Origin of the sequence: Niallia nealsonii, assembly GCF_002835805.1 — a bacterium.
GTDB lineage: Bacteria > Bacillota > Bacilli > Bacillales > Cytobacillaceae > Niallia > Niallia nealsonii.
Window position 1 is genome coordinate 13621 of sequence record NZ_PISE01000040.1, and the last position, 21872, is coordinate 35492.

19 protein-coding genes are annotated in these 21872 nt (G+C 35.4%); 12 read left to right on the forward strand and 7 right to left on the reverse strand.

Annotated features, from left to right (window positions below):
- Positions 1-285: 285 nt before the first annotated feature.
- From CWS01_RS16500 to CWS01_RS16520, 5 genes are all read right to left on the reverse strand, one after another.
- On the reverse strand, positions 286-912 hold the full coding sequence (locus CWS01_RS16500; RefSeq protein WP_101178273.1) for a bifunctional 4-hydroxy-2-oxoglutarate aldolase/2-dehydro-3-deoxy-phosphogluconate aldolase: 627 nt from the start codon (positions 910-912) through the stop codon (positions 286-288).
- Positions 913-934: 22 nt separating this feature from the next.
- Positions 935-2218 (reverse strand): MFS transporter, encoded by a 1284-nt coding sequence (locus CWS01_RS16505; protein WP_407938577.1) that lies wholly within the window; start codon positions 2216-2218, stop codon positions 935-937.
- Between the two features lie 2 nt (positions 2219-2220).
- Positions 2221-3180 carry a sugar kinase gene (locus CWS01_RS16510; RefSeq protein WP_101178275.1) on the reverse strand — a complete coding sequence of 320 codons (960 nt, stop codon included), beginning with the start codon at positions 3178-3180 and terminating at the stop codon, positions 2221-2223.
- Positions 3168-3956 carry a sugar phosphate isomerase/epimerase family protein gene (locus CWS01_RS16515; protein ID WP_101178276.1) on the reverse strand — a complete coding sequence of 263 codons (789 nt, stop codon included), beginning with the start codon at positions 3954-3956 and terminating at the stop codon, positions 3168-3170. The genes CWS01_RS16510 and CWS01_RS16515 overlap by 13 nt, the downstream gene beginning before the upstream one ends.
- A gap of 207 nt (positions 3957-4163) precedes the next feature.
- Entirely contained in the window at positions 4164-5531 is a 1368-nt protein-coding gene (locus tag CWS01_RS16520; RefSeq protein ID WP_235852097.1) for an MATE family efflux transporter, read from the reverse strand.
- 477 nt (positions 5532-6008) lie between these two features.
- Here CWS01_RS16520 and CWS01_RS16525 point away from each other — a divergent pair, with 477 nt between their 5' ends.
- The 4 genes from CWS01_RS16525 to CWS01_RS16540 all read left to right on the forward strand — a co-directional run bounded on the left by CWS01_RS16525 (position 6009) and on the right by CWS01_RS16540 (position 11271).
- Positions 6009-7208, forward strand: coding sequence for an MFS transporter (locus CWS01_RS16525; RefSeq protein WP_101178278.1), 1200 nt, complete (start codon positions 6009-6011; stop codon positions 7206-7208).
- Between the two features lie 578 nt (positions 7209-7786).
- Entirely contained in the window at positions 7787-8803 is a 1017-nt protein-coding gene (locus CWS01_RS16530; protein WP_101178279.1) for a PTS transporter subunit IIC, read from the forward strand.
- Between the two features lie 331 nt (positions 8804-9134).
- The gene (locus CWS01_RS16535; RefSeq protein ID WP_101178280.1) at positions 9135-10511 is read left to right on the forward strand and encodes an FAD-dependent oxidoreductase; all 1377 of its coding nucleotides are present in this window, start codon (positions 9135-9137) and stop codon (positions 10509-10511) included.
- A gap of 115 nt (positions 10512-10626) precedes the next feature.
- Positions 10627-11271, forward strand: a complete 645-nt coding sequence (locus CWS01_RS16540; RefSeq protein ID WP_101178281.1) for a DUF6944 family repetitive protein — start codon at positions 10627-10629, stop codon at positions 11269-11271.
- Positions 11272-11385: 114 nt separating this feature from the next.
- On the opposite strand, the gene CWS01_RS16545 is transcribed toward CWS01_RS16540, so the two are convergent.
- Together CWS01_RS16545 and CWS01_RS16550 are read right to left on the reverse strand one after the other, a co-directional pair.
- Positions 11386-12360, reverse strand: coding sequence for a bile acid:sodium symporter family protein (locus CWS01_RS16545; protein WP_101178282.1), 975 nt, complete (start codon positions 12358-12360; stop codon positions 11386-11388).
- 264 nt (positions 12361-12624) lie between these two features.
- A complete protein-coding gene (locus CWS01_RS16550) occupies positions 12625-13287 on the reverse strand; it encodes an NAD(P)H-binding protein (RefSeq protein ID WP_205161160.1) in 663 nt (220 codons plus the stop codon).
- A gap of 241 nt (positions 13288-13528) precedes the next feature.
- On the opposite strand from CWS01_RS16550, the gene CWS01_RS16555 reads away from it, so the two are divergent.
- The 8 genes from CWS01_RS16555 (at position 13529) to ureA (ending at position 21872) form a co-directional block, all read left to right on the forward strand.
- Complete coding sequence (locus CWS01_RS16555) at positions 13529-14299, forward strand: ABC transporter ATP-binding protein (protein WP_101178283.1); 771 nt, start codon at positions 13529-13531, stop codon at positions 14297-14299.
- A complete protein-coding gene (locus tag CWS01_RS16560; protein ID WP_101178284.1) occupies positions 14280-15137 on the forward strand; it encodes an ABC transporter permease in 858 nt (285 codons plus the stop codon). Before CWS01_RS16555 ends, CWS01_RS16560 begins: the two co-directional genes overlap by 20 nt.
- A 181-nt stretch (positions 15138-15318) precedes the next feature.
- On the forward strand, positions 15319-16344 hold the full coding sequence (locus CWS01_RS16565; protein WP_235852099.1) for an ABC transporter substrate-binding protein: 1026 nt from the start codon (positions 15319-15321) through the stop codon (positions 16342-16344).
- 253 nt (positions 16345-16597) lie between these two features.
- The gene (locus CWS01_RS16570; RefSeq protein ID WP_101178285.1) at positions 16598-17839 is read left to right on the forward strand and encodes a PucR family transcriptional regulator; all 1242 of its coding nucleotides are present in this window, start codon (positions 16598-16600) and stop codon (positions 17837-17839) included.
- Between the two features lie 135 nt (positions 17840-17974).
- Positions 17975-19111, forward strand: coding sequence for an alanine dehydrogenase (gene ald, locus CWS01_RS16575; RefSeq protein ID WP_101178286.1), 1137 nt, complete (start codon positions 17975-17977; stop codon positions 19109-19111).
- 333 nt (positions 19112-19444) lie between these two features.
- Positions 19445-20386, forward strand: a complete 942-nt coding sequence (locus tag CWS01_RS16580) for an ABC transporter ATP-binding protein (RefSeq protein WP_101178287.1) — start codon at positions 19445-19447, stop codon at positions 20384-20386.
- On the forward strand, positions 20383-21330 hold the full coding sequence (locus CWS01_RS16585; RefSeq protein ID WP_101178288.1) for an ABC transporter permease: 948 nt from the start codon (positions 20383-20385) through the stop codon (positions 21328-21330). Before CWS01_RS16580 ends, CWS01_RS16585 begins: the two co-directional genes overlap by 4 nt.
- Positions 21331-21569: 239 nt before the next feature.
- Entirely contained in the window at positions 21570-21872 is a 303-nt protein-coding gene (ureA, locus tag CWS01_RS16590; RefSeq protein WP_101178289.1) for an urease subunit gamma, read from the forward strand.

Here is a 21872-nt window from a genome sequence, read left to right on the forward strand (position 1 = left end):
AAGTTTTGTAAACAAAAATTATTTAGGTTGATTGGAGTGGAAGGTGTGAGACTCCTGTGGGAGCAGCGGGACAGGCGAGACCCCACAGTCGCTGGTGCGACGAGGAGGCTCACCGCCCGCCCCACGGAAAGCGAGCATCCTGAAGCGGAAATTAGCCTTCCCCAGTGCTTAGTGAATAGCAACAAAGTTTACGAAAACAGCCTAAATCAAAAAGGAGGCTTGCCACTAAAACAACCAAGCCCTTTGCTACAAGGGCTAGTTTAAAATAGTGGAAAGCCTCACAACTCATTCCATAATTAAATTAGAATATAGTTTAGCTTTAGCTGTTAAATCGCAAAGATATGTTTCGTTTATATCCCTTTTTGTATTAACTAACGAGCTGCCGATACCAACAGCAACGGCCCCGCAGCTTAGGTAATCCAAGAGATTCGTATTATCAATGCCTCCCGTAGCCATTAAAGGAATATGGGGCAGGGGACCAGCTAGCTGTTTAAAATAATCTGCTCCTAATACGCTTGCAGGGAATACTTTGATTAAATCAGCTCCATATTCATATGCTGTTAAAATTTCCGTAGGAGTATAGGCCCCTGGTATGCTAATAGCGCCATAACGCTTCGTTGTTTGAATCGTATTAGAATTAACCGTTGGCGAAAAAATAAATTTTGCTCCAGACATGATAGCAGCCCTTGCTGTTTCTGAATCTAAGACAGTGCCGGCTCCTGCAATTAATTCGATATCATCACTAAGTGCAAGCTTTTCTAGAGCTTTAAGAGCACCAGGTGTTTCCATTGTAATTTCTATAATGGAAATTCCTCCTTCTTTTAAAGCAGTTGCAATAGGAAGGATATTAGAAGGAGTCGCTCCCCTGATAATGGCTGCTATCTTTTTCTTTTTAAATAGTTCAATACTCATTAGAAGGCTCCTTATTTTGTTCTTATAGTTCTTGAATTGGAATAGTCTTATCTTTTATTTCTTTGGTTTTTTTCTTATTTGTCGCAATAACAGTCAAAACAGCCGATGCTAAAAGAGAAATAGCCATGAAATTGTAAGATGCCCCGTAACCTCCCGTTACATCGTTTAAATATCCGACAATATAAGCTCCAGCAAATGATCCTAAAGCCCCCATGCTATTAATTAAAGCCATAGCTCCGCCAGAAACATTGCGTGGCAAAATTTCTGGAATAATGGCAAAAAATGGTCCATAAGGCGCGTACATACAGCCACCTGCAATTGTTAATAGAATAAAGGATAACCAAAAGTTGCTTGTTCCAATTAAGTAGGAACCGTAAAAACATACCGCACCAATAAGCAGAAATGGATAGACGAATAATTTGCGGTTCTGAAATTTATCCGATAAAAAAGAAACCGTTAACATTAAGATGCATGCAAGCAAATATGGAATAGAAGCTAGCCAACCAGTAGTAACAAGACTTGCATTTGGTGCAGAATTAATGATAGAAGGAAGCCACATGACAAATCCGTATAAGCCGATGCTCCAAAGAAGATATTGAAGACTTAATAAAATAACTGTTTTTGATTTAAATGCTTCTTTATAATTTTTTACTGGTTTTAATCCTTGCTGCTCTGCAAGTAGTGCTTGATCTAAAGCTGCTTTTTCCTCATCAGTCATCCATTTTGCATCTTTTGGATGGTCATTAACTAATTTCCACCAGAGAAATGCCCAGATCACAGCAGGTAAGCCTTCTAATATAAACATCCATCTCCAGCCAAGTGATTCTAGGATATATCCCGATATAATAGACATCCATAGAACAGTAGCTGGATTTCCTAAAATCAAAAAGGTATTTGCTCTTGATCTTTCAGCTTTTGTAAACCAATGACTTAAAAAGACAAGCATAGCTGGCATAACAGCGCTTTCAACTATACCTAAACTAAAACGAATAACAAAAAGTAATTTCACATTAGCGATAAGTCCAGTTGCTGTTGCAAGTATGCCCCAAAGAATTAATGACCAGAAGATAAGTTTTTTTGCGCTTTGGTTCTCTGCATAATGCGCTCCGGGAATCTGAAAGAAGAAATAGCCTAAGAAAAATAATGCTCCAAGAAGGGAAGAGGTAGCTGCCGTAATATTTAAGTCATGAGCAAGACCGCCAGCAGCGCCAAAACTGTAATTAGCTCTGTCTAAATATGCTAAACTATAAGTGATAAACACAATAGGAATAAGGCGAATCCATCTTTTCTTCGATAAAGCGTTCATGATTATTTCACTCCTTCATAATGTTTAGTTATATAGTGGCTAAGCTCCTCTTTTGTTGGATAGAAAGTATTGTCTCCAAAAGATTGTACAGCGAGTGCTCCAATGGCATTGCCTCTAGCAACCATATCCTTTACAGGCAAATTTTCTAGCAATCCGCTGATAATGCCTACTGCAAAACCATCTCCTGCTCCAACTGTATCTACAATATTGGCTACTTTTATCCCTTTAATAAAACCATTTTCTTGAGAAGTTTTATAATAGGCTCCTTCTTCTCCGAGTTTAACAATTACCAAGCTTACCCCTGCATCTAGATAATAGGAAGCAATATCATCAGGAGTTTCATATCCAGTTAAACATTTTCCTTCTGTTAAGCCAGGGAGAACATAATCTGCTTGTTTCGCAAATAGATTGATCGTCTTAATCATTTCTTTTTCTGATTTCCAAAGAGATGGCCTTAAATTAGTATCAAAAGAAATTGTTTTTTGTTTGCTTTTCATAAAGGTAAGAGCTGTTTGTGCGAAGTCCCTTGCAGATTCGGAAATAGCCAGCGGAATACCTGTCATATGAAGATGTTTTGCTTGTGCAAAATATGCCTCATTAAAATCAGCAGATTGCAGATGACTTGCAGCCGATCCTTTTCGAAAGTATTGGACTTCTGGATCGCCAATTTTCACTTGAGACTTTAGCTGAAATCCTGTTGGATAGTGAGGATCAACATGCACTTCATCCGCCAGCACACCGCGTTCCTGCAATTTTTGTACAATAAACTTCCCAAAGGCATCATTGCCAACTTTGCTGACAAAACTTGTATGAAATCCCAGTTTCGCTAATCCAATTGCGACATTTGTTTCCGCACCAGCAAGCTCTAAATTAAATTTATTTATTTCATGAAGAGCCCCTGGGGAGTCAGCTATAAACATGGCCATGGCTTCCCCAAATGTAATCATATCTAAGGTTTGCATAAAGGTTTCTCCCTTTCTACTTCATTTTCCTTTACTAAATCTATATAGCTATTGATTTCTGATGCAATTGGATTTAGTGGAAATTCCAACGCTTTTGGTATATTAGAAAAGTAATGCTGATCAACTGTTTTCCAAAGTGCTTGATCTTCCTTGCTGATTGGAACTGTAATAAGACTATTATTTGATTGGATTACGTGTTTTAGATGATAATAAGCGACATATGGCGAAAGTAAAGCAGCTGCATGAAGGGCATCTTCCTTTAAATATATCCAGTTGCCAATATCATAAGTCATTTTAACCGGGATCTTCTTTTTATCTGTCTCTTTAAAAAAAGCCAAAAGATTTTTGATTTGTCCACCTTCCTTTGTTTGATCATTTTCAATTAGCAGTTTAATAGTGGAGTACTTTTGTAAAAGTGAATGGAAAGCATCTAAATTTGAATTTTCATGATGGAAATGTCCTAATGGCAATTTTAGCGATGTTGCTTGTAGCAGTTTGCATTCTTCAAAAAGGGTTGTTAATGACCTTTCATTAAGTGAACCATCCTCTCTCCATAAAGGAATAGGAGCAGAATAAATGCTCTTTAAATTATAGGATGCAAGACTAGTAATGATTTTTTTCATTTCATTATGAATAGATAGTAAGTCTAATAGTTCACGTCTAATTTCTATTCCATCTGCATTGGATTTTGTAATAATGGAAATATAAAAATCGATGTCTTCCTGTAAGCCCAATTCATTAGAAAAGGCATTTAAAGGTATAAATATAGTGGACAATTCTTATCACCTCATTAATAAAACGATTTAGTAAACCGGTTTAGTTAAATTATACATCTTTTGAAAGCGCTTTTCAAATAAAAAATTCGAAAATTTTAAAAATAGATTTTTATTCTGCTAAAAGGTGTCTTCCTCGTATATACCTTTTAGCAGATTATTGATCAGAATTAAAAAAGCATGAAGGCAGAATACCTTCATGCTTTTTTATTATCCTATATGCCCTTTGACTGTGCTTTTAACACGAACTCTTTCCCATGGTTTAGATAACCATCTTCGGCAGGCAAAGATTCCTCTAAACCACTCATCGATACCTTGGGCAAGCCAAATACCTAATAAACCAAGACCAAATGTGATGCCAAGTGTATAGCTAAGTGTTACTGCGATACCCCACATGGACACTATACCAATTAAAACAGGGAACCGCACATCACCTGCGGATTTCAATGAGCTCATCAAGACAATATTCATGGCTCTTCCAGGCTCCGTAAAGACAACAGCCCAAAGAATAGGTAATCCTATTGCAATAATTGCATAGTTATCTGTAAATAATTCTAAAATTGGAGCGCCAATCATAGCCATGGCCAATGCTGCAACAGACGAAGCAATAACAGCAATTTTTAATGTTTTAATGCCTCGTTTTAAAGCTCGCTCAAACTGTCTTCCACCGATATAACGGGAAACAAGAAGCTGTGTTCCTTCCGCAATGGCTAATGTAAATAGATAGCAAATCATGGAGATATTCGTAATGTAGACTCTAGCTGCTAGAGAAGCATCTCCTAATGAAGCAACAATGGCAGTAATTACAAGCTGTGAGAATTGATAGGATAGATTTTCCCCGGCTGATGGAATGCCTATATACATCATTTCACGAATATCTTGTTTATTTACTTTAATAAAGTCACTTACATTAAACGTTAAAGCAATTCTTTTATAAACTAGATACAATAGAATAAAAACAGCGAATGCTCGTGCAATGACAATAGTCCAGGATACACCGAATACACCAGAGAGAGGAAAGCCAAATAGACCAAAAATACTAATTGCATAACCAATGACACTTACTACATTCATTAATATGCTGACAAACATGGATTCTTTTGTAAAACCGTGGCTTCGCAATATAGCGCTTAATGCGAGTGAGAGAGATTCTAGGAAGAGGGATGCACCACATATGCGGACAAATATAAGACCATATTCTAATACTTCACCTTGAATATCAAATAATCGCAGTAAAGTTTCACCGAAAACAACAACAAGGATGGCAACAACCATGCCAAACCAGAAATTAAGGCCAACTGCGGAACGAGCAAGCTTTCTGGCACTACTCAGTTCATTTGCACCTAATCGTTGACCAATAAGAATCATCGCGGCAATAGAGGTTACGTTAAAAACAAGAATGAAAATTCCTAATAGTTGGTTTGCAACACCAACACCTGCAGCAGCACCATCAGAATAATGGCTTAACATAAGAGTAGCAGTAACACCCATTCCCATGTGTAAAGCTAATTCAATAAACAAAGGCCATGATAGGTTGAAAAGAGACTGGTCATTTAATTTATTTTGTGTAACGTTCAAATCTTTATATCTCCTTTTCTTGTAAAAGATTATTGCAAATATAAGATACATTTTATTCTTATTTGTTAGAAAGTAAAGAGAAAAATACTAAATTTATTTGGAATTTTTTCAACTGTTTTGCATAAAGTAATAAGTTTGTTCGATTTAATGAAATATTGGTCAAAACCCTTATTTGTAAACGTTTTAGTTCTAAATTTTTAGAATTTTTCCAAACTTATGCAGGAGATTTAAAATGAAAAAATTATAGTTCATAGAAAAAATGTAATGATGATTGTCATGACAGATGTTAATATAAATAGTGGATTTCAAAAAAATTGGTGGATCTTTATTTTTTATTGTCTGATCGCTAGGATGCAATTGTTTTTTGGACAAGTCTGCTGCCTTGCTTCAAGGTTTAAAAAAGGGATCTTACTGCCCGGTAACCCGGGATAAATTCTAAAAATATGCAGAAAATAGGAAAAAAGACAGGAGGATTATATGAAAAAAGATGGTTCAAACCGAAAACTTCTTGGTGTTGCCGGATTAGGATGGATGTTTGATGCGATGGATGTAGGAATGCTTTCTTTTATTATAGCTGCGCTTCAGGTGGATTGGAATTTATCGGTTAAAGAAATGGGATGGATCGGGAGCGTTAATTCTATTGGTATGGCAGTCGGCGCTTTAGTATTTGGAATGATGGCTGATAGAGTAGGCAGAAAAAATGTTTTTATTATTACTTTATTATTATTTTCTATTGCTAGTGGATTATCAGCTTTTACGACAAGTTTGGCCTTATTTTTATTATTACGTTTTATTATCGGAATGGGGCTAGGTGGAGAACTCCCTGTTGCTTCTACACTTGTATCAGAGAGTGTGCCCGCAGATAAAAGGGGTAGAGTAGTTGTGCTGCTCGAAAGCTTTTGGGCTTTTGGATGGCTTTTAGCAGCAATAATATCTTACTTTATCATTCCAAAGTACGGTTGGGAGATTGCTTTATTAATTAGTGTTTTGCCAGCATTTTATGCCTTGTATTTAAGATTAAACTTGCCAGATTCACCACAATATTTAAAAGTAGAAAAAAAACAGAAACTTTCTCCAATGGAAAGTATAAGAGCAGTTTGGGCCAAAGAAAATGCAAAACAAACAACGATGCTATGGATCCTTTGGTTTTGTGTCGTATTTTCTTATTACGGCATGTTTTTATGGCTGCCTAGTGTCATGGTAATGAAAGGCTTCAGTTTAATCAAAAGTTTTGAATATGTATTGATTATGACATTAGCACAGCTGCCAGGATATGCATTGGCTGCTTATTTAATTGAAAAAATTGGCCGTAAATTTGTATTAGTTTTTTTCCTAATTGGAACAGCGATCAGCGCTTTATTATTTGGAACAGCAGATACAACAATAGCTCTTATGGTAGCAGGTATTCTTCTTTCCTTCTTTAATTTAGGAGCTTGGGGAGCGTTATATGCTTATACTCCAGAGCAATACGCTACAAAAGTTCGTGGAACAGGAGTAGGAATGGCCGCTTCATTTGGCAGAATAGGCGGTGTACTTGGACCCCTTTTAGTTCCATATTTAATGGGACAAAATATGTCAATTGCATCTATATTTACTTTGTTCTGCATTACCGTGTTTATCGGAGCAGCAGCCGTATTCTTTTTAGGGAAAGAAACAAAAAATGTAGAGTTATCCTAGTAAATGAAGCTTGGATGACTATTTTTCCAATTAACTACTATATATGAAAAATTGTCGAATACCCCTTTCTTTAAACCGCAGCGAATATAATCTCGCGCAAAGGTTAAGCAGGGGTATTTTATTTTTCTACAACATTATTTTACTGATTTTTCAAATTCTTCACTATGAATACAATTAAATGGTTTATCCAGGAAAAAAGATGATAGAAATAGTAGGAGCATTTCAAATTTTAATAGATAAATTCTAATTAGTTTTCAAATTGAAAATTAGTGTAAACGCATTATTATTTTGATAATAAAAAATATATTCCATTTTCAGAATATTGATGATATTATTACTTCACAATAATTGTTAAGGAGGAGCATATTATGAAAACAACTAAAATTTCATCACTCAATATTATACTCATATTATGCTCTTAGGATTAAATGAAACCTATTTTTTTATAGGAATTGTTTAGTCCAGTTTTTGTTCTTAAAAAACGAGGCGCTAAGCAAAAAATGTAATGGTGCCTATCCGAATATCGGACAGGCTTTTTTATTGGAATTATATAATTTTATAATAGAGGAGAAGAAAACATGAATAAGAAGGCTTTTATGGACGGTTTATATAAAGCATCTGCAGGGATGTCGAATGCAGTTTTGGTAACATTAGGATTGGGATTATTGTTTGAATCTATAGGGAAAGCATTGGGTTGGGATGCCCTTACACATATTGGTTCGGTTGCAAAAGTATTGCTAGCACCAGCGTTTGGAGCCGGAATAGCTTATCAATTAGGAGGGAATACATTAGTTATTTTTAGTGCGATGGTCTGTAGCAGCATCGGAGGTAATGCTATGCAGATGACAGATGCAGGAATGACGCTTGTGCCAGGCCAGCCGATAAGTGCAGTTCTAGCAGCAGTTATTGCAACATATGTTGGAAAAAAAATCACAGGTAAAACAATCTTGGATATGATCGCTATTCCGGCAGGAGCTATTATTATTGGTGGATTTGCAGGAGTTGGACTAGCACATGTTACAACACCATTATTAACATGGATGAGTGCACAAATTACTTCATCTGTGGAAGGCTCTCCGCTAATTGCACCAATGGTTATTTCGCTTGTTTGGAGTATCTTATTAATGTCTCCAGCATCATCTGCAGCATTGGCAATCGCATTGCAGATGGATCCAGTTTCAAGCGCTGCAGCTTTAATTGGCTGTACGGTTCAATTTGTAGGTTTTACTGCAATGTCACTTAAACAAAATGATTTAGGTGGTTTCTTAGCACAATCGATTATTACGCCAAAGGTTCAATTCCCGAATATCGTTAAAAACCCACTACTAATTATTCCGCCTTTTGTAGCAGCAGTTATCTGTGCTCCAATTGCAACTTTAGGATTTGGTTTTACCGCAACATATGAATTAGCGGGTCTTGGATTAAATTCGTTAATTGCACCAATTAGCATTTTAGCAACACAAGGGTTAACTGGATTTTTAATTTATATCGCAGTTGGAGTAGTATTGCCAATTGTAATCACACTGCCATTATATTATGTAATTCTAAGAGCAGGATGGGCAAAAACTGGCGATTTAGCAATGCAAGTTCAATAAGGATGAATGAAAGATGGCTTAGGAACGAAAGGATCTCTGTTCAACTGCAGAATTTCCTTTCTTTCCTAAGCTTTTTATTTTAGAGCAACTTTGTGTAAAAGAATAATTTAATTATGGAAGGGGACGATAAAAAATAATCCTATTAAAATTTTTTGTGCAGTAAATCACATAATAGTTGCCTTTTTAAAAAAAGTGTATATAATAAAAGTGTGAACAACATGTGAATGAAATCACAAACTATGTGATTGATTTCACTAATTATGCTATTTTTTTCATATTATTAGTGAATATATTCACAAACTATAAATTCAATACAAAGGAGCTTTTTAAAATGAAAGTAATTGTGATTGGATGTACTCATGCAGGAACGGCAGCAGTAAAAACATTAGCAAAATTAAATAATAATATAGATATTACGGTATATGAAAAAAATAATAATGTTTCATTCTTATCATGTGGAATAGCCCTATATGTTGGAGGGGTAGCTAAAGATGTAAACCAATTATTCTACTCATCTCCAGATGAATTGACATCTCTTGGAGCGAAAATGTTTATGGAGCATGAAGTATTGGAAATAAATTCAGAGAAAAAACAAGTAATAGTAAAAGATTTGCAAACAGGGAAAGAAAAAGTAGATACCTACGATAAACTAGTTATGACAACTGGGTCTTGGCCAATAGTTCCTCCAATTGAGGGCATTAACTTGGATAACATTTTATTATCTAAAAACTTTAATCAGGCTAATGAAATAATCGCTAAAGCAAAGGACATAAAACATATTACTGTTATTGGCGCTGGGTATATTGGGGTAGAGTTAGTAGAGGCATTTGCATTAAATGGCAAACAAGTAACTTTGATTGATGGAGAGGACCGGATCTTAAATAAGTATTTAGATAAAGAGTTTACTGATATAGTCGAAACAGAATTTGCAGCCAGAAATATTGAATTAGCTTTACAGCAAACGGTGGTGAAATTTGAAGGAAATGAGCAAGGAAAAGTAACAAAAGTGGTTACAACAAAAGGGGAATATCAAACAGATCTTGTAATTTTATGTGTAGGATTCCGTCCTAATACTGCATTGTTAAAAGGAAAAGTTGATCTTCTTCCAAATGGTGCAATAAAAATTAATGAATATATGCAATCGAGCGATCCTAATATTTATGCAGCGGGAGATAGTTGTGCAGTAAATTATAACCCAACTGGAGAACAAGTATATATCCCACTAGCCACAAATGCAGTTAGAATGGGAACACTTGTCGGTTATAATCTTGCGGGACAAAAGTTGAAATATATGGGAACGCAAGGGACTTCTGGTTTGCATATTTTTGGTTATAATATGGCTTCAACAGGTTTAACAGAAGTATCAGCAGCAGTTGCTAACATTGCCTATGAAAAGGTAGAAATAGCAGAAAATAATCGTCCGGAATTTATGCCATCCTATGATCCGGTACAATTGAAAGTATTATTTGATAAGGATACAAGACAAATTTTGGGTGCTCAAATTATATCCAAAGCCGATATGACACAAATGATCAATACACTATCTGTCTGCATTCAAACAAAGATGACGATCGATGAATTAGGTTTTATTGATTTCTTCTTTCAGCCACACTTTAATAAACCATGGAATACATTAAATCAAGCAGGACTTGTGGCGTTAGAGACAAATAAAGAAAAAAATGGGAAAATGGCTGAATATATAAAATAGAAATAGGTTAAAAAAGGATAACTAAAAAGGAGCGCTGTTTAAAGCGCTCCAAAGCAAATAATCAAAGGTTATTCTTGGTTTATTCCCAATTTTCCAGGGAAAAGTGGTGAGGCATTTGGATAATCATATAGAGATATCAGCCGTTTGGATTCAAGCGATCGGTACTATTATATCTGCTATTGCTAACAGTTCATTTGATATTTTTACATCTGAACAGGGAGATGCATTAGATTTATATGGAAATGTATTGCAAGCCACTGGAAATGCTATTCAAGCAGATCAACAGGAAACAGTTACATTTGAAAAAATTGGGACGGAAATACAAGCGGCTGGCAATGTAATGGTTGCTGGTGCCTTTATCTGCTTAACAGATCATGTAAATACAACCCTTTTTATAAAGGGGAATTGGCTTCAAGCTTTTGGTGCTCTTGTAGAAGCGGTCGATGAATACTTGGATAACTCAGGGCCTAAGCAGCCGTTAAATATTTATGGAAATGCCACTCAGGCAATTGGCAATTCATTTCAAGCAATTGGTGGATTACAGGAGCAAAGAAATAATCTGGAGAAAGCTGAGTTTTTAGTCATCAGCGGCAGTTGGATTCAGGCAATAGGTTCTATTTTGAATGCAATTGGTCAAACGCAAGAAGAATTGTCGGAAAATAATCATCAAGGAAAAAATAAAACGGAAAAGAAGAAGAATGATATTTTTAAGGGATATAATATCGATTATTATTCTACTGTAAATCAAGAAAAAAAATAGGGCAATAGCCATTTCAAAAGGTGCTGAATGGTTATTGCTCTATTGGGTATATTATGTAAGGGTTTTGGTAGTTACATACGCTTTAAACGGCAAATCTAATAAGCATTGAAATAGTTATGAAATATTCTTCTCTGTTAGTTTAACTGTTAATGGCTTATTGTAGATAATCCGTAATAGATGGCCATATAATGCAGCTAAAATCTGTTGAAACAGCATGCCGATTACAACAGGAACGGCCACTTGTGGAGGAAAAAAGCTTACCGCTAATACAGCCCCAGCACTAATATTTCGCATTCCTCCAGAAAAAATCATTCCAACGATTTCTTCCTTGCTCCTTTTTGTTACTATACCAAGAACCCATGCGAAAAAATAGCCAGAAAGAGCAATAAAAAAGACAGTAAGTGCGATTTGTATAAACTTCCTATCAATATTATGCAAATATGGAGCAACAACTGAGCTGTTAATACTCACTACAGCGGCTAAGCCTATTTTTGAAAAAGGAGCTAAATTCTTATTCCACTTTTCACATGCAGTGGAGGAATAAAACTGATTTAAAGCCATACCTGCAATGGAAGGAAGTACAATCATTCCTAATAGACCTTTCATCATATCCCATATTGGCAAATGGACTGATTCTCCAACAAATAAGGACATCGAAAAGGGCACAATAAATGGAGACAGCATTGTATCGATGAGAATGATGGCCAATGTAAGAGCCATATTTCCTTTATACATAGATACCCAAATAGCGCTTGTTATCCCTGTTGGAATAACAACGGCTAAAGTCAGTCCAGTGATTGTTAGAGGGTCATTATCGAAAAATAGGTGACCAAGCGCAAATGCCCATAATGGTGTAATCAGGTGAAGAACAACTAGAGTTAAAATCAGCGATAAGGGATGGACAATTGTATGTTTAACTGATTTGAAATTGGATGTAAGACTTCCAGCGAATGTCATAGCAGCAAAAATCCATGGCACTAAAAAAGATAAATAATGTAAGTAATCAGCCAGGATAACACCAATAACAACACTAGCAGGAGTAAGAAGGGGCATCCATTTGCCAAGAAAGGCATTTGTTTTTTGCAACATCTACAAGACTCCAATCATATATTCTTTTATTTATAGTTTAAAGAAAGTGAATTTTGAATATTTCGATAAAAACAGCGATTAAATTTTATTATAGCAAAAGCAAATGAATTATAAAGAACCCACGTAAAATAAATTTGTCAATATTTTCACAAATTCAAGAGAAAAGATGGAGACAAAAGACAACTTGTTTAAGCAAGGTGAAAAATCTTCTTTGAAAATAGAAAGGTAAAATAATAGGCACTAACTAAAAGGAGAGAATAAACATTATACTTCTGCTAAGGCTTCTATTTTATCGGAGGATAAAACGACAACTCCTTTTTGATCCATTTGTGCAATCTTATACATTGTGCTAGCTACTTTTTCTGCATGAATCCCTTTATATTTTTTTAAAGGACCTGCCATTAAAGGATGAAGAAGAGGGAGAATAAATGAACTTAACTTTTCTCCAAAACGAAATTCCTCTCTTTCGCCTAATAATAACGATGGTTGGAGAATTAAAAGAGCTTCAAAGGACAATGCTTCCAGCTTTTCTTCCAATATTCCCTTTATCCTGCTGTAAAAAATAGAGGATTTGCTATTTGCCCCAATTGCGCTAATAACGATAAATTGTTTCGCTCCCATTTGTTTTCCTAATTCTGCACATTTTATAGGATAATCTACATCAATTTTCATCATATTTTTTTGGTTTTTTGCTTTTTTGATGGTAGTACCGAGACAACAATAAATATCATCCACTGCGAAATATTGTTGATATTGATCTAGTTGATCAAAATCGATAATCACTTCTTTTAGTGCTTTATGTCTGTACTCAAGTGGTTTCCGTACGAAGGCGATAATCTCTTTATATGTATTGCTTTGCAGAAGTATTTGTAATAAATGTTCACCGACAAGACCGGTTGCCCCAATAATTAATGCTTTTTTCTCCATTATTACTATCCCCTTCGTCAGTTTATTCATATAGTATAACAAAGATCTATGCCGCCACACATAAATCCACCCTTTTAATCAGGAAAAGTTAAAGCTTAATGCAAGAAAGATGATGGCGTTTTCCATTGTTTTTCGCGCCATTGCCCCAATTGGGATGGATGAATACTTAATAAAACTACACATATAAATAAAGAAAGTTTCCGCATTACTTATGTTTGGGGGCTCGGAACGGAGGGCTGCTATGTATAAATTAGAAGTGCAAAACAATAGTAAGATTTTTAAAAAAGATGGGAAAGAATTTTTTGCGTTAAAAAATGCGAATTTAAAGATAGAAGAAGGAAAGTTTGTCAGCATTATTGGACCTAGCGGCTGTGGAAAGTCTACTTTGTTTAATATTATTGCAGGACTTATTCATCCGACAACGGGAAATGTCCTTTTAGATGGGAAAAATATTGTCGGGCAAAATGGCTATGTAGGATATATGCTGCAAAAGGATTTGCTTTTGCCTTGGCGCACCATTTTGCATAATGTAATATTAGGTCTTGAAATAAAAGGGATCCGCAAAAAGGAAGCGATAGAAAGGGCTATGCCTTTGCTTGAGAAGTATGGCTTAGGAGGTTTTGAGAATCATTATCCAGATGAACTGTCAGGGGGGATGAGGCAACGAGCTGCTCTTTTGCGTACCCTTTTATATGACCAGGATATTATTTTGCTTGATGAGCCCTTTGGCGCTTTAGATGCACAAACAAGATTAATGATGCAAGAATGGCTGCTGCAAATATGGGAGGATTTTAGAAAAACGGTGCTTTTTATAACACATGATATTGATGAGGCCATTTTCTTATCGGATGAGATTTATATTTTAACTAAAAGACCGGGAACAATTAAAGAAAAAGTTGCGGTGCCTTTAAAAAGACCTAGAGATGAACAAACTTTATTAGGTACCGATTTTATTGAATTAAAAAAACATGTATTAACTGTTTTAAAAAGTGATGAAAAGGAAGAGGTATAAGAGAAAGGAGCAACTAACTGTGTCAAGAAAAAAAGACAGCGCCATTCCTTTCATAGAAGATGAAGAAGCAAAGGAAAAAAGACGGCTAAGATTAACTATATATGGACAATGGGCGATTGGAATCTTATTGATTATAGGTTGGGAGCTATTTACACAGTGGAAAGTATTAGACTCTTATTATTGGAGCAGCCCTTCGATCATATGGAAAACTGCTTATATAGCTTTTATGGAAGGAACATTGTTGGATGATCTTCTTTATACATCCGGTGCTACTATTCTAGGCTTTATAACCGGAACTTTCGCAGGGGCATTATTAGGCCTTTCCTTTTGGTGGTCTTACTATTATTCCAGAATTTCAGAGCCCTATTTAATTGCATTTAATGCTGTGCCAAAACTTGCGTTAGCGCCGGTGCTTGTTATCTTATTTGGAATAGGATTTAGTTCTAAAGTGATTTTAGCTTTTATGATGACAGTTATTGTAACAGCATTAGCTGCATATAGTGGTGTTAAAAGTGTTGATGCTGATTTAGAAAAATTGATGTATTCTTTGGGAGCAAAAAAAATCCATGTATTTACAAAAGTTGTCGTGCCAACGAGTATGCCATGGATTGTAAGCAGCTTAAAAATCAATATAGCATTAGCGCTTGCAGGAACAATTGTAGGAGAATTTATCAGTTCAAGACAGGGTATTGGCAGGATGATTCTTTATGCTGGGCAAATTATGAATATTAATCTGGTTTGGGTGGGAGTGGTTGTTTTATCCCTTTTATCCATTTTGATGTATTTTGCTACCGTCTGGATAGAGAAAATTTTATTAAAAGGAAGACATGGCAGTTAATTTTATTTTTGCTAAAAAAAGAAAGGGACTAACAATTGTTATAAGCAATCTGCTTTCATCATACTACACATAGAACATTTCTCCACTTATTCTCCACTTTCTATTTTCTCCGATATCTTATTCCTAAAAATATTAACACCTTTCTTTTTTTATTTTTTATATAAAAAAAGGGGGAATTAATTTGAAAAGATGCCAGCTATTTCTCATTGTTTGTGTAAGTTTTGTACTCATGCTAGCAGGCTGTACTTCTAAAAGAGAAGAGTCTGGGAGTGGAAAAGGTGATGGATTAAAAAAGATTACCATTGCAGAGCCAGTACATTTAATTGGATATTTGCCATTATATGTTGCAATAGAGGAAGGGTATTTTAAAGAAGAGGGGCTGGATGTAGAAGTCATTACTGCAACAGGTGGTGCTCATGTAACGTCTGTCATTGGCGGTGATGCTTGGGGAAATATTGCTGGACCTGACTCTAACCAAATGGCCAATAAAGGCAACTCAGATCCTATTGTATCTGTAGTAAATGTGGTCAATCGGGCAAATGTATACTTAATGGGTAATGAAGATAAGAATATTGACAGCAGCAATAAAGAGGAGTTAAAAAGCTATTTGGAAGGCAAGACTATTGCAGCAGGTCGTTTTGGAGGAAGCCCTAATTTATTGACAAGATGGCTTTTAATGGATGTAGGCTTAGATCCGGCAACGGATGTGGTATTAGAGGAACCAGCAGATGCTAGTGCAGTTGTTTCTCTTGTGGAGTCAGGGAAAGCTGATATTGCTAATGGCGGGGAACCACAAATAACAGAAGGAATTAAAAAAGGTGTATGGAAAGAGCCGTTTTACAGTTTCACAAGTTTAGGAGATTATCCATATTCGGTGTTAAGTGTAAAAAAATCTACGATTGAAAAAGAGCCAAAAGTGGTTGAAGGTTTTGTAAGAGCTGTATTAAAAGGCTTAAAGGCAGTAGATGAAGACCATGAGCTTGCAATGAAAGTGCTAAAAGCAGAATTTTCATCCACATCAGATGAAAGTTTGCAGGCATCCCTTGATCGAGCTTATGCGGATAAATTATGGAGCAAAGATGGATATATATCAAAAGAAGCTTTAGCAAAACCAATGGAAGTAGTGGAAAAAACAGGAGTTTATAAAGATGGCTATGAGTATGATAAGTTAGTTGATATGCAGTTTGTTGAAAAGCTAACAGAATAGTAGTAAATAGATAAGGAAGTCGAAGTGAATATCCTTGTTCTTCGATTTCCTTTTGTAAGTTGCTTATTATAATAATATAAAATAGTTCATAATTCCTTTCCTTTTGGTGGGGTTTTTTTATATTGGTAAGGGACTTCAAACGATATTAGAATCGACTAATTTCTATTTATATATTGTTGAATAGATTCATTAAGAGATAAAATAAAAAGTAACAGATTATTAGATAAATAAAGAATATGGAAGGAGCAGGTTAATGTCGAATGAGCCATTGAATCCGTTCCGACGGGAAATGTATGATTCCCTTGAAGCATTTGTTGACCATGTAAGTGATTTACTTGGATGTCCCATTACATTAGAAGATACACATCATCGGGTTCTAGTATACTCAAGCCATGATGATGAAACAGATATAGTGCGCATTTCAACCATTATAAGCAGAAGAGTGCCAGAAAAAGTAATAAACCGATTATGGAAAGACGGTGTAATTCCTCAATTGCTTCAAAGCAAAAGGCCTATTCGCATACTGGAGAAAAAGGAGATAGGGCTTGGGAACAGAGTGGCGGTTTCTATTTGGCGAGGGGAAGAAGTAATAGGATATATTTGGGCAGTTGAAATAAAGGAGCTGCTAACAGATGAACAAATGCGGATACTCGAGTATGCTGCATCTATTGGAAAACACCTTATGTCGCGATTTGGCAGGAATAAAGGGAGTTTAAATCAAGATAATCAAGAGTTTTTTTGGAGATTATTAACAGGTCATGTTGGCGAAAAAGAAGCAGAAGAAAAATTAAAGGAAATCGGCATTCCTGCACCCGCTTCATTTACTATAATGGTATGTCGTTTTAATGAAGTGATAACAAAGGAAATAGAACGTCATATTTTATATTTATTAAAAATAGCAGAAGATGTAAAAATAGTCCTTTCCACAATAGATGATAATGAATTGATCCTTTTAACAAATCAGATGGATGCAAAAAGTAAATCTTCTGTTACTTATAAAAAGTTTATACAAGGCTTTCAAAAACATCTAAAGGAACGCTTTTGTATTGCTGATGTTAAGGGGAGTTTTGGAGGAATCTACAAAGACGCAAAGTATATAAGAAAAAGTTATAAAGAAGCAAAAACAGTGTTAGAAGTTCAGCTGAAATTCCCACAAGAAGCTCACGCTTTTATTAATTATCAAGATTTAGGAATCTATCAGTTTTTGGACGTTATATTAGAAAAGCGAAAGCAAGATGGATTTGAAAATTTAGCAATTAAGAAGCTGAATGAATATGATAGGTCTCATAATACGGAATTATTGGCAACCCTCGAAGCTTACTTGGATGAAAGTGAAAGTATGCAAAAAACAGTGGCCAGACTACATATCCATGCAAATACTTTGAGTTATCGCCTCAAACGGATAGCGAATATTATGGAAATTGACATAACCTCTCCGGCGCAAAAATTTATGCTTTATCTAGATTTAAAGCTTATGCATTGGATTAAAAACTAAGTTTTGTGAATTTTCACAAAACTAATATGAGATATTTAGTATTTTAAACAATGATTATTTTCAACCTCCATCTTATTATAATGATAAGAGATATAACTAATTAACGTTATAAAAAATGACAAGGAGGAAGAGAAAATGATTATTGGAATTCCAAAAGAAATAAAAAACAATGAAAATAGAGTAGCGATTACTCCATCTGGTGTTTCTTTTTTGGCAAAAGGAGGACATGATGTATTAGTTGAGGCAAATGCTGGCATTGGCAGTGGATTTGCAAATGAGGAATACAGTGCAGCAGGGGCTAAAGTAATAGATACCGCGAAGGAAGTTTGGGATACGTCGGAGATGATTATTAAAGTAAAAGAGCCGCTGTCTTCGGAGTACGGTTTCTTCCGCAAGGGACTTATTCTCTTTACTTATTTGCATTTAGCTGCAGAAAAGGAATTGGCAAAAGCTCTAACGGACAAGGGTGTTACTTCCATTGCTTATGAAACTATTGAGGTAAATGGGAAACTTCCATTGCTAACGCCGATGAGCGAAGTGGCTGGAAGAATGGCTGTGCAAATCGGCGCACAATTTTTAGAACAGCCGCATGGTGGCAAAGGGATTTTGCTTGCTGGAGTGCCTGGAGTGAAAAGAGGCAATGTAACTATTATTGGCGGTGGTATTGTTGGGACAAATGCAGCGAAAATTGCTATTGGCTTAGGTGCAAGTGTTACATTATTAGATTTGAACCCAGAAAGATTAAGAGAATTAGATAATCAATTTGGCGCAAGTTTAAACACGGTTATTTCAAATCCTGCAAATATTGAAGAAGCCGTAATTGGTGCTGATTTAGTAATCGGTGCTGTATTAATTCCAGGTGCAAAAGCTCCGAAGCTAGTAACAGAAGAAATGGTAAAGAAAATGTCTCCAGGGTCTGTTATTGTGGATGTTGCAATAGACCAAGGCGGCATCTTTGAAACAGTCGACCATATTACTACACATGATAATCCAACATATGTAAAACATGGTGTCGTTCATTATGCTGTTGCCAATATGCCAGGTGCTGTTCCTAGAACATCTACGATCGCTTTAACGAATGTTACGATTCCTTATGCATGGCAAATTGCAAACCAAGGTGCTGTTGCGGCGATTGAAAGCAATTACGCAATTAAACAAGGAGTAAATACATTTGATGGACATATTACGTATGCACCTGTCGCGAAAGGTCTAGGATTTGAATATACTCCTGTACAAGAAGTGATTAATAGTTTATCAACTACAATTGTTTAATAAACAAGTTGGATGGAATCTAAACGGGCTTATCTTGATCTTATTCAAGATAAGCCCGCTTTTTATTTCAGCAGCGCGGGATAAGTTTTTTTAGGCGAAAATTGTTCTATTAGTATGGTTTTTGTTGCTTTTATATGGGGCAACTCAAGTAGAATTGCACTTTTGTTTGGGAGTAAGAGGTTGTGCAGAAATTTATAAATATGATCCTTTTGATAGGTAATTTCCAAAAATATGAAACTTTTTAGAGTAGAAAACGTATAAGAAAAGAGGGAATTAGTGTATGTTTGTTGCTGATATAAAAATTAATCACCAATAAAAAGGAAGGAGCAAGCTATGTCTCAAAATGCGTTAGAGGTAAAGAATTTAACGAAAAAAATTAAAAGTAAAAAAATTGTAGATTCCGTTAGTTTTTCAGTTGAAAAAGGAGAAATTTTTGGTCTGTTAGGTCCGAATGGAGCAGGAAAAACAACGATTATTCGGATGATCGTCAGTTTAATAAACAGAACAGATGGTGAGGTCGTAATTAATGGCCATCATTTAGATCAATCATTTGCTGAGGCAATGAGCAGTCTGGGGGCTATCGTTGAAAATCCGGAATTTTACAAGTATATGAGTGGGTATAAAAACTTACAGCATTACGCAAGAATGGCTAAAATGAAAATCTCAGAAGAACGATTGCAAGAAGTAATAAAACTAGTGGCATTGGAAAGTGCAATTCATCAAAAAGTGAAAACATATTCCCTAGGGATGCGCCAGCGGTTAGGTGTGGCCCAAGCATTATTACATAACCCTGCTATCTTAATTCTGGATGAACCAACAAACGGTCTTGATCCTCAAGGGATAAAAGAATTCCGCCAGTATCTCCATGATTTAACTACACAAGGTATCTCCGTATTAGTATCTTCTCATTTGTTAGCTGAGATGCAGTTGATGTGCCACCGATTCGCTATAATTGAGCAGGGTAAACTCATTCATATATCAACAATGGATGAAACGGTTGAAGAAGATAATGAAGAAAAAAGAGAGGTTGGCTTTGAAGTAGATAAGCCTGAACAAGCAATCTCTATCTTAAGAAATAGTGACATACCTTATGAGTTTATTCAGCAGCAGCATTCTACTCTGACGCTAAAGTTGACAAAATCATCTATTCCTTTAATAAATAAGTGGCTAGTAGAAAATGAAATAGGGGTATTTGCAATTACTGTAAGAAAATCAACTCTTGAAGACAGATTTTTAGAGATTACTAGCCCTCAAGGAGGGAAGCAGCAATTATGATTGGTTTAGTACAAAATGAATTAATAAAAACATTTGAGAAAAAAGCAAGCTGGATATTTGCTATTATTTTAATTATTGCATTAGTAGCAGGTGCTTTTATTTATCAAAAAACAGAAGAAAAACAAAAGGAAGATACATGGCAGGAGTCGGTGCAGCTAGAAATTAAAGAGCTTCAGCAACAGCAAAAAAAAGCCGCAAATGAAGAAGAAAAGGGCTATATCGGAGAAGAAATAGCTCAAAAGCAATGGTATTTAGATGAAAAGGTAAATCCCTTTCCTACCAATTGGAGTTTTATGAGTGAATTAGTCATCTCAATGAAATCCTTAGTTACCTTATTTATTGTAATTGTTTGTGCTGGAAGTATTTCATCTGAATTTTCTGATGGAACAATTAAACAATTACTGATAAGACCTCATAAAAGATGGGCCATTTTGCTTTCTAAATATATTTCCATGCTTGTTTATTCTGCCTTCTTATGTACTGTTTTGCTTCTTTTTGGCTATATTATCAGCTTGCTCTTTTTTGGAAACGGTGGATTTGACAACAAAATAGTGGCATATGGTATAAATGGGATTGTAGCGGTGAGCGGCGGGGAATATTTCTTTCAGCTGTTTTTATATTATTTGCCAGGCTTGCTGATGGTCTTGACGATTGCTTTTATGTTATCCACTTTATTTAAAAATCAGGCAATTGCTGTAGGAATAGGAATTTTTGTTTTGTTTTTCTCCTCTACCATTGGAAGTATATTATTATTGTTGACTAAAAAATATTCATGGACAAAAGTATTGCTATTCCCACATTTAGATCAGACTGTTTTTGTTCTACAAGATAAGATTTTAGAAACTATTACCATGCCGATGTCATTAGGCATTTTAAGTGGATATTATGTTGTTTTTATGGTCATTACGTTTATATTTTTTCAAAAGCGAGATATTAGTATTTAAATTGTTGGGGCAGCTGGTTAAAACTAGCTGCCTTTTTTGATTAAAAGTAGAGGGGATACTGCTGGGAAAGAGAAAAAATTGTAAAAATAGAAAGATAATTAAAAAAATTTCGATATTTACTTGATGTTATCTATCCATTCCATTAAAATTATGTTAGATTTCTTAACATTGGGAAAGTGGTATAGATAGAATTTGAAATTAAATATGCTTTTTTAAATAGAAAGGTGTGTTGTTTAAAGATGAAGCTGACACCTGTTGAAATGGAAAAACTGTATCTTTTTATGGCAGGGGAACTTGCGGAAAAAAGAAAAAAGAAGGGATTAAAGCTAAACTATCCAGAAGCTGTTGCGCTCATAAGCTGTTTTTTATTAGAAGGTGCCAGAGAGGGGAAAACCGTTGCAGAGCTTATGCAAGGAGGGAAAAAGGTGCTTACAGCGGATGACGTTATGGAAGGAGTGCCTGAAATGGTTGAAAGTGTACAAATTGAGGCAACTTTTCCAGATGGCACGAAGCTAGTAACGGTACATCAGCCTATTTGCTAA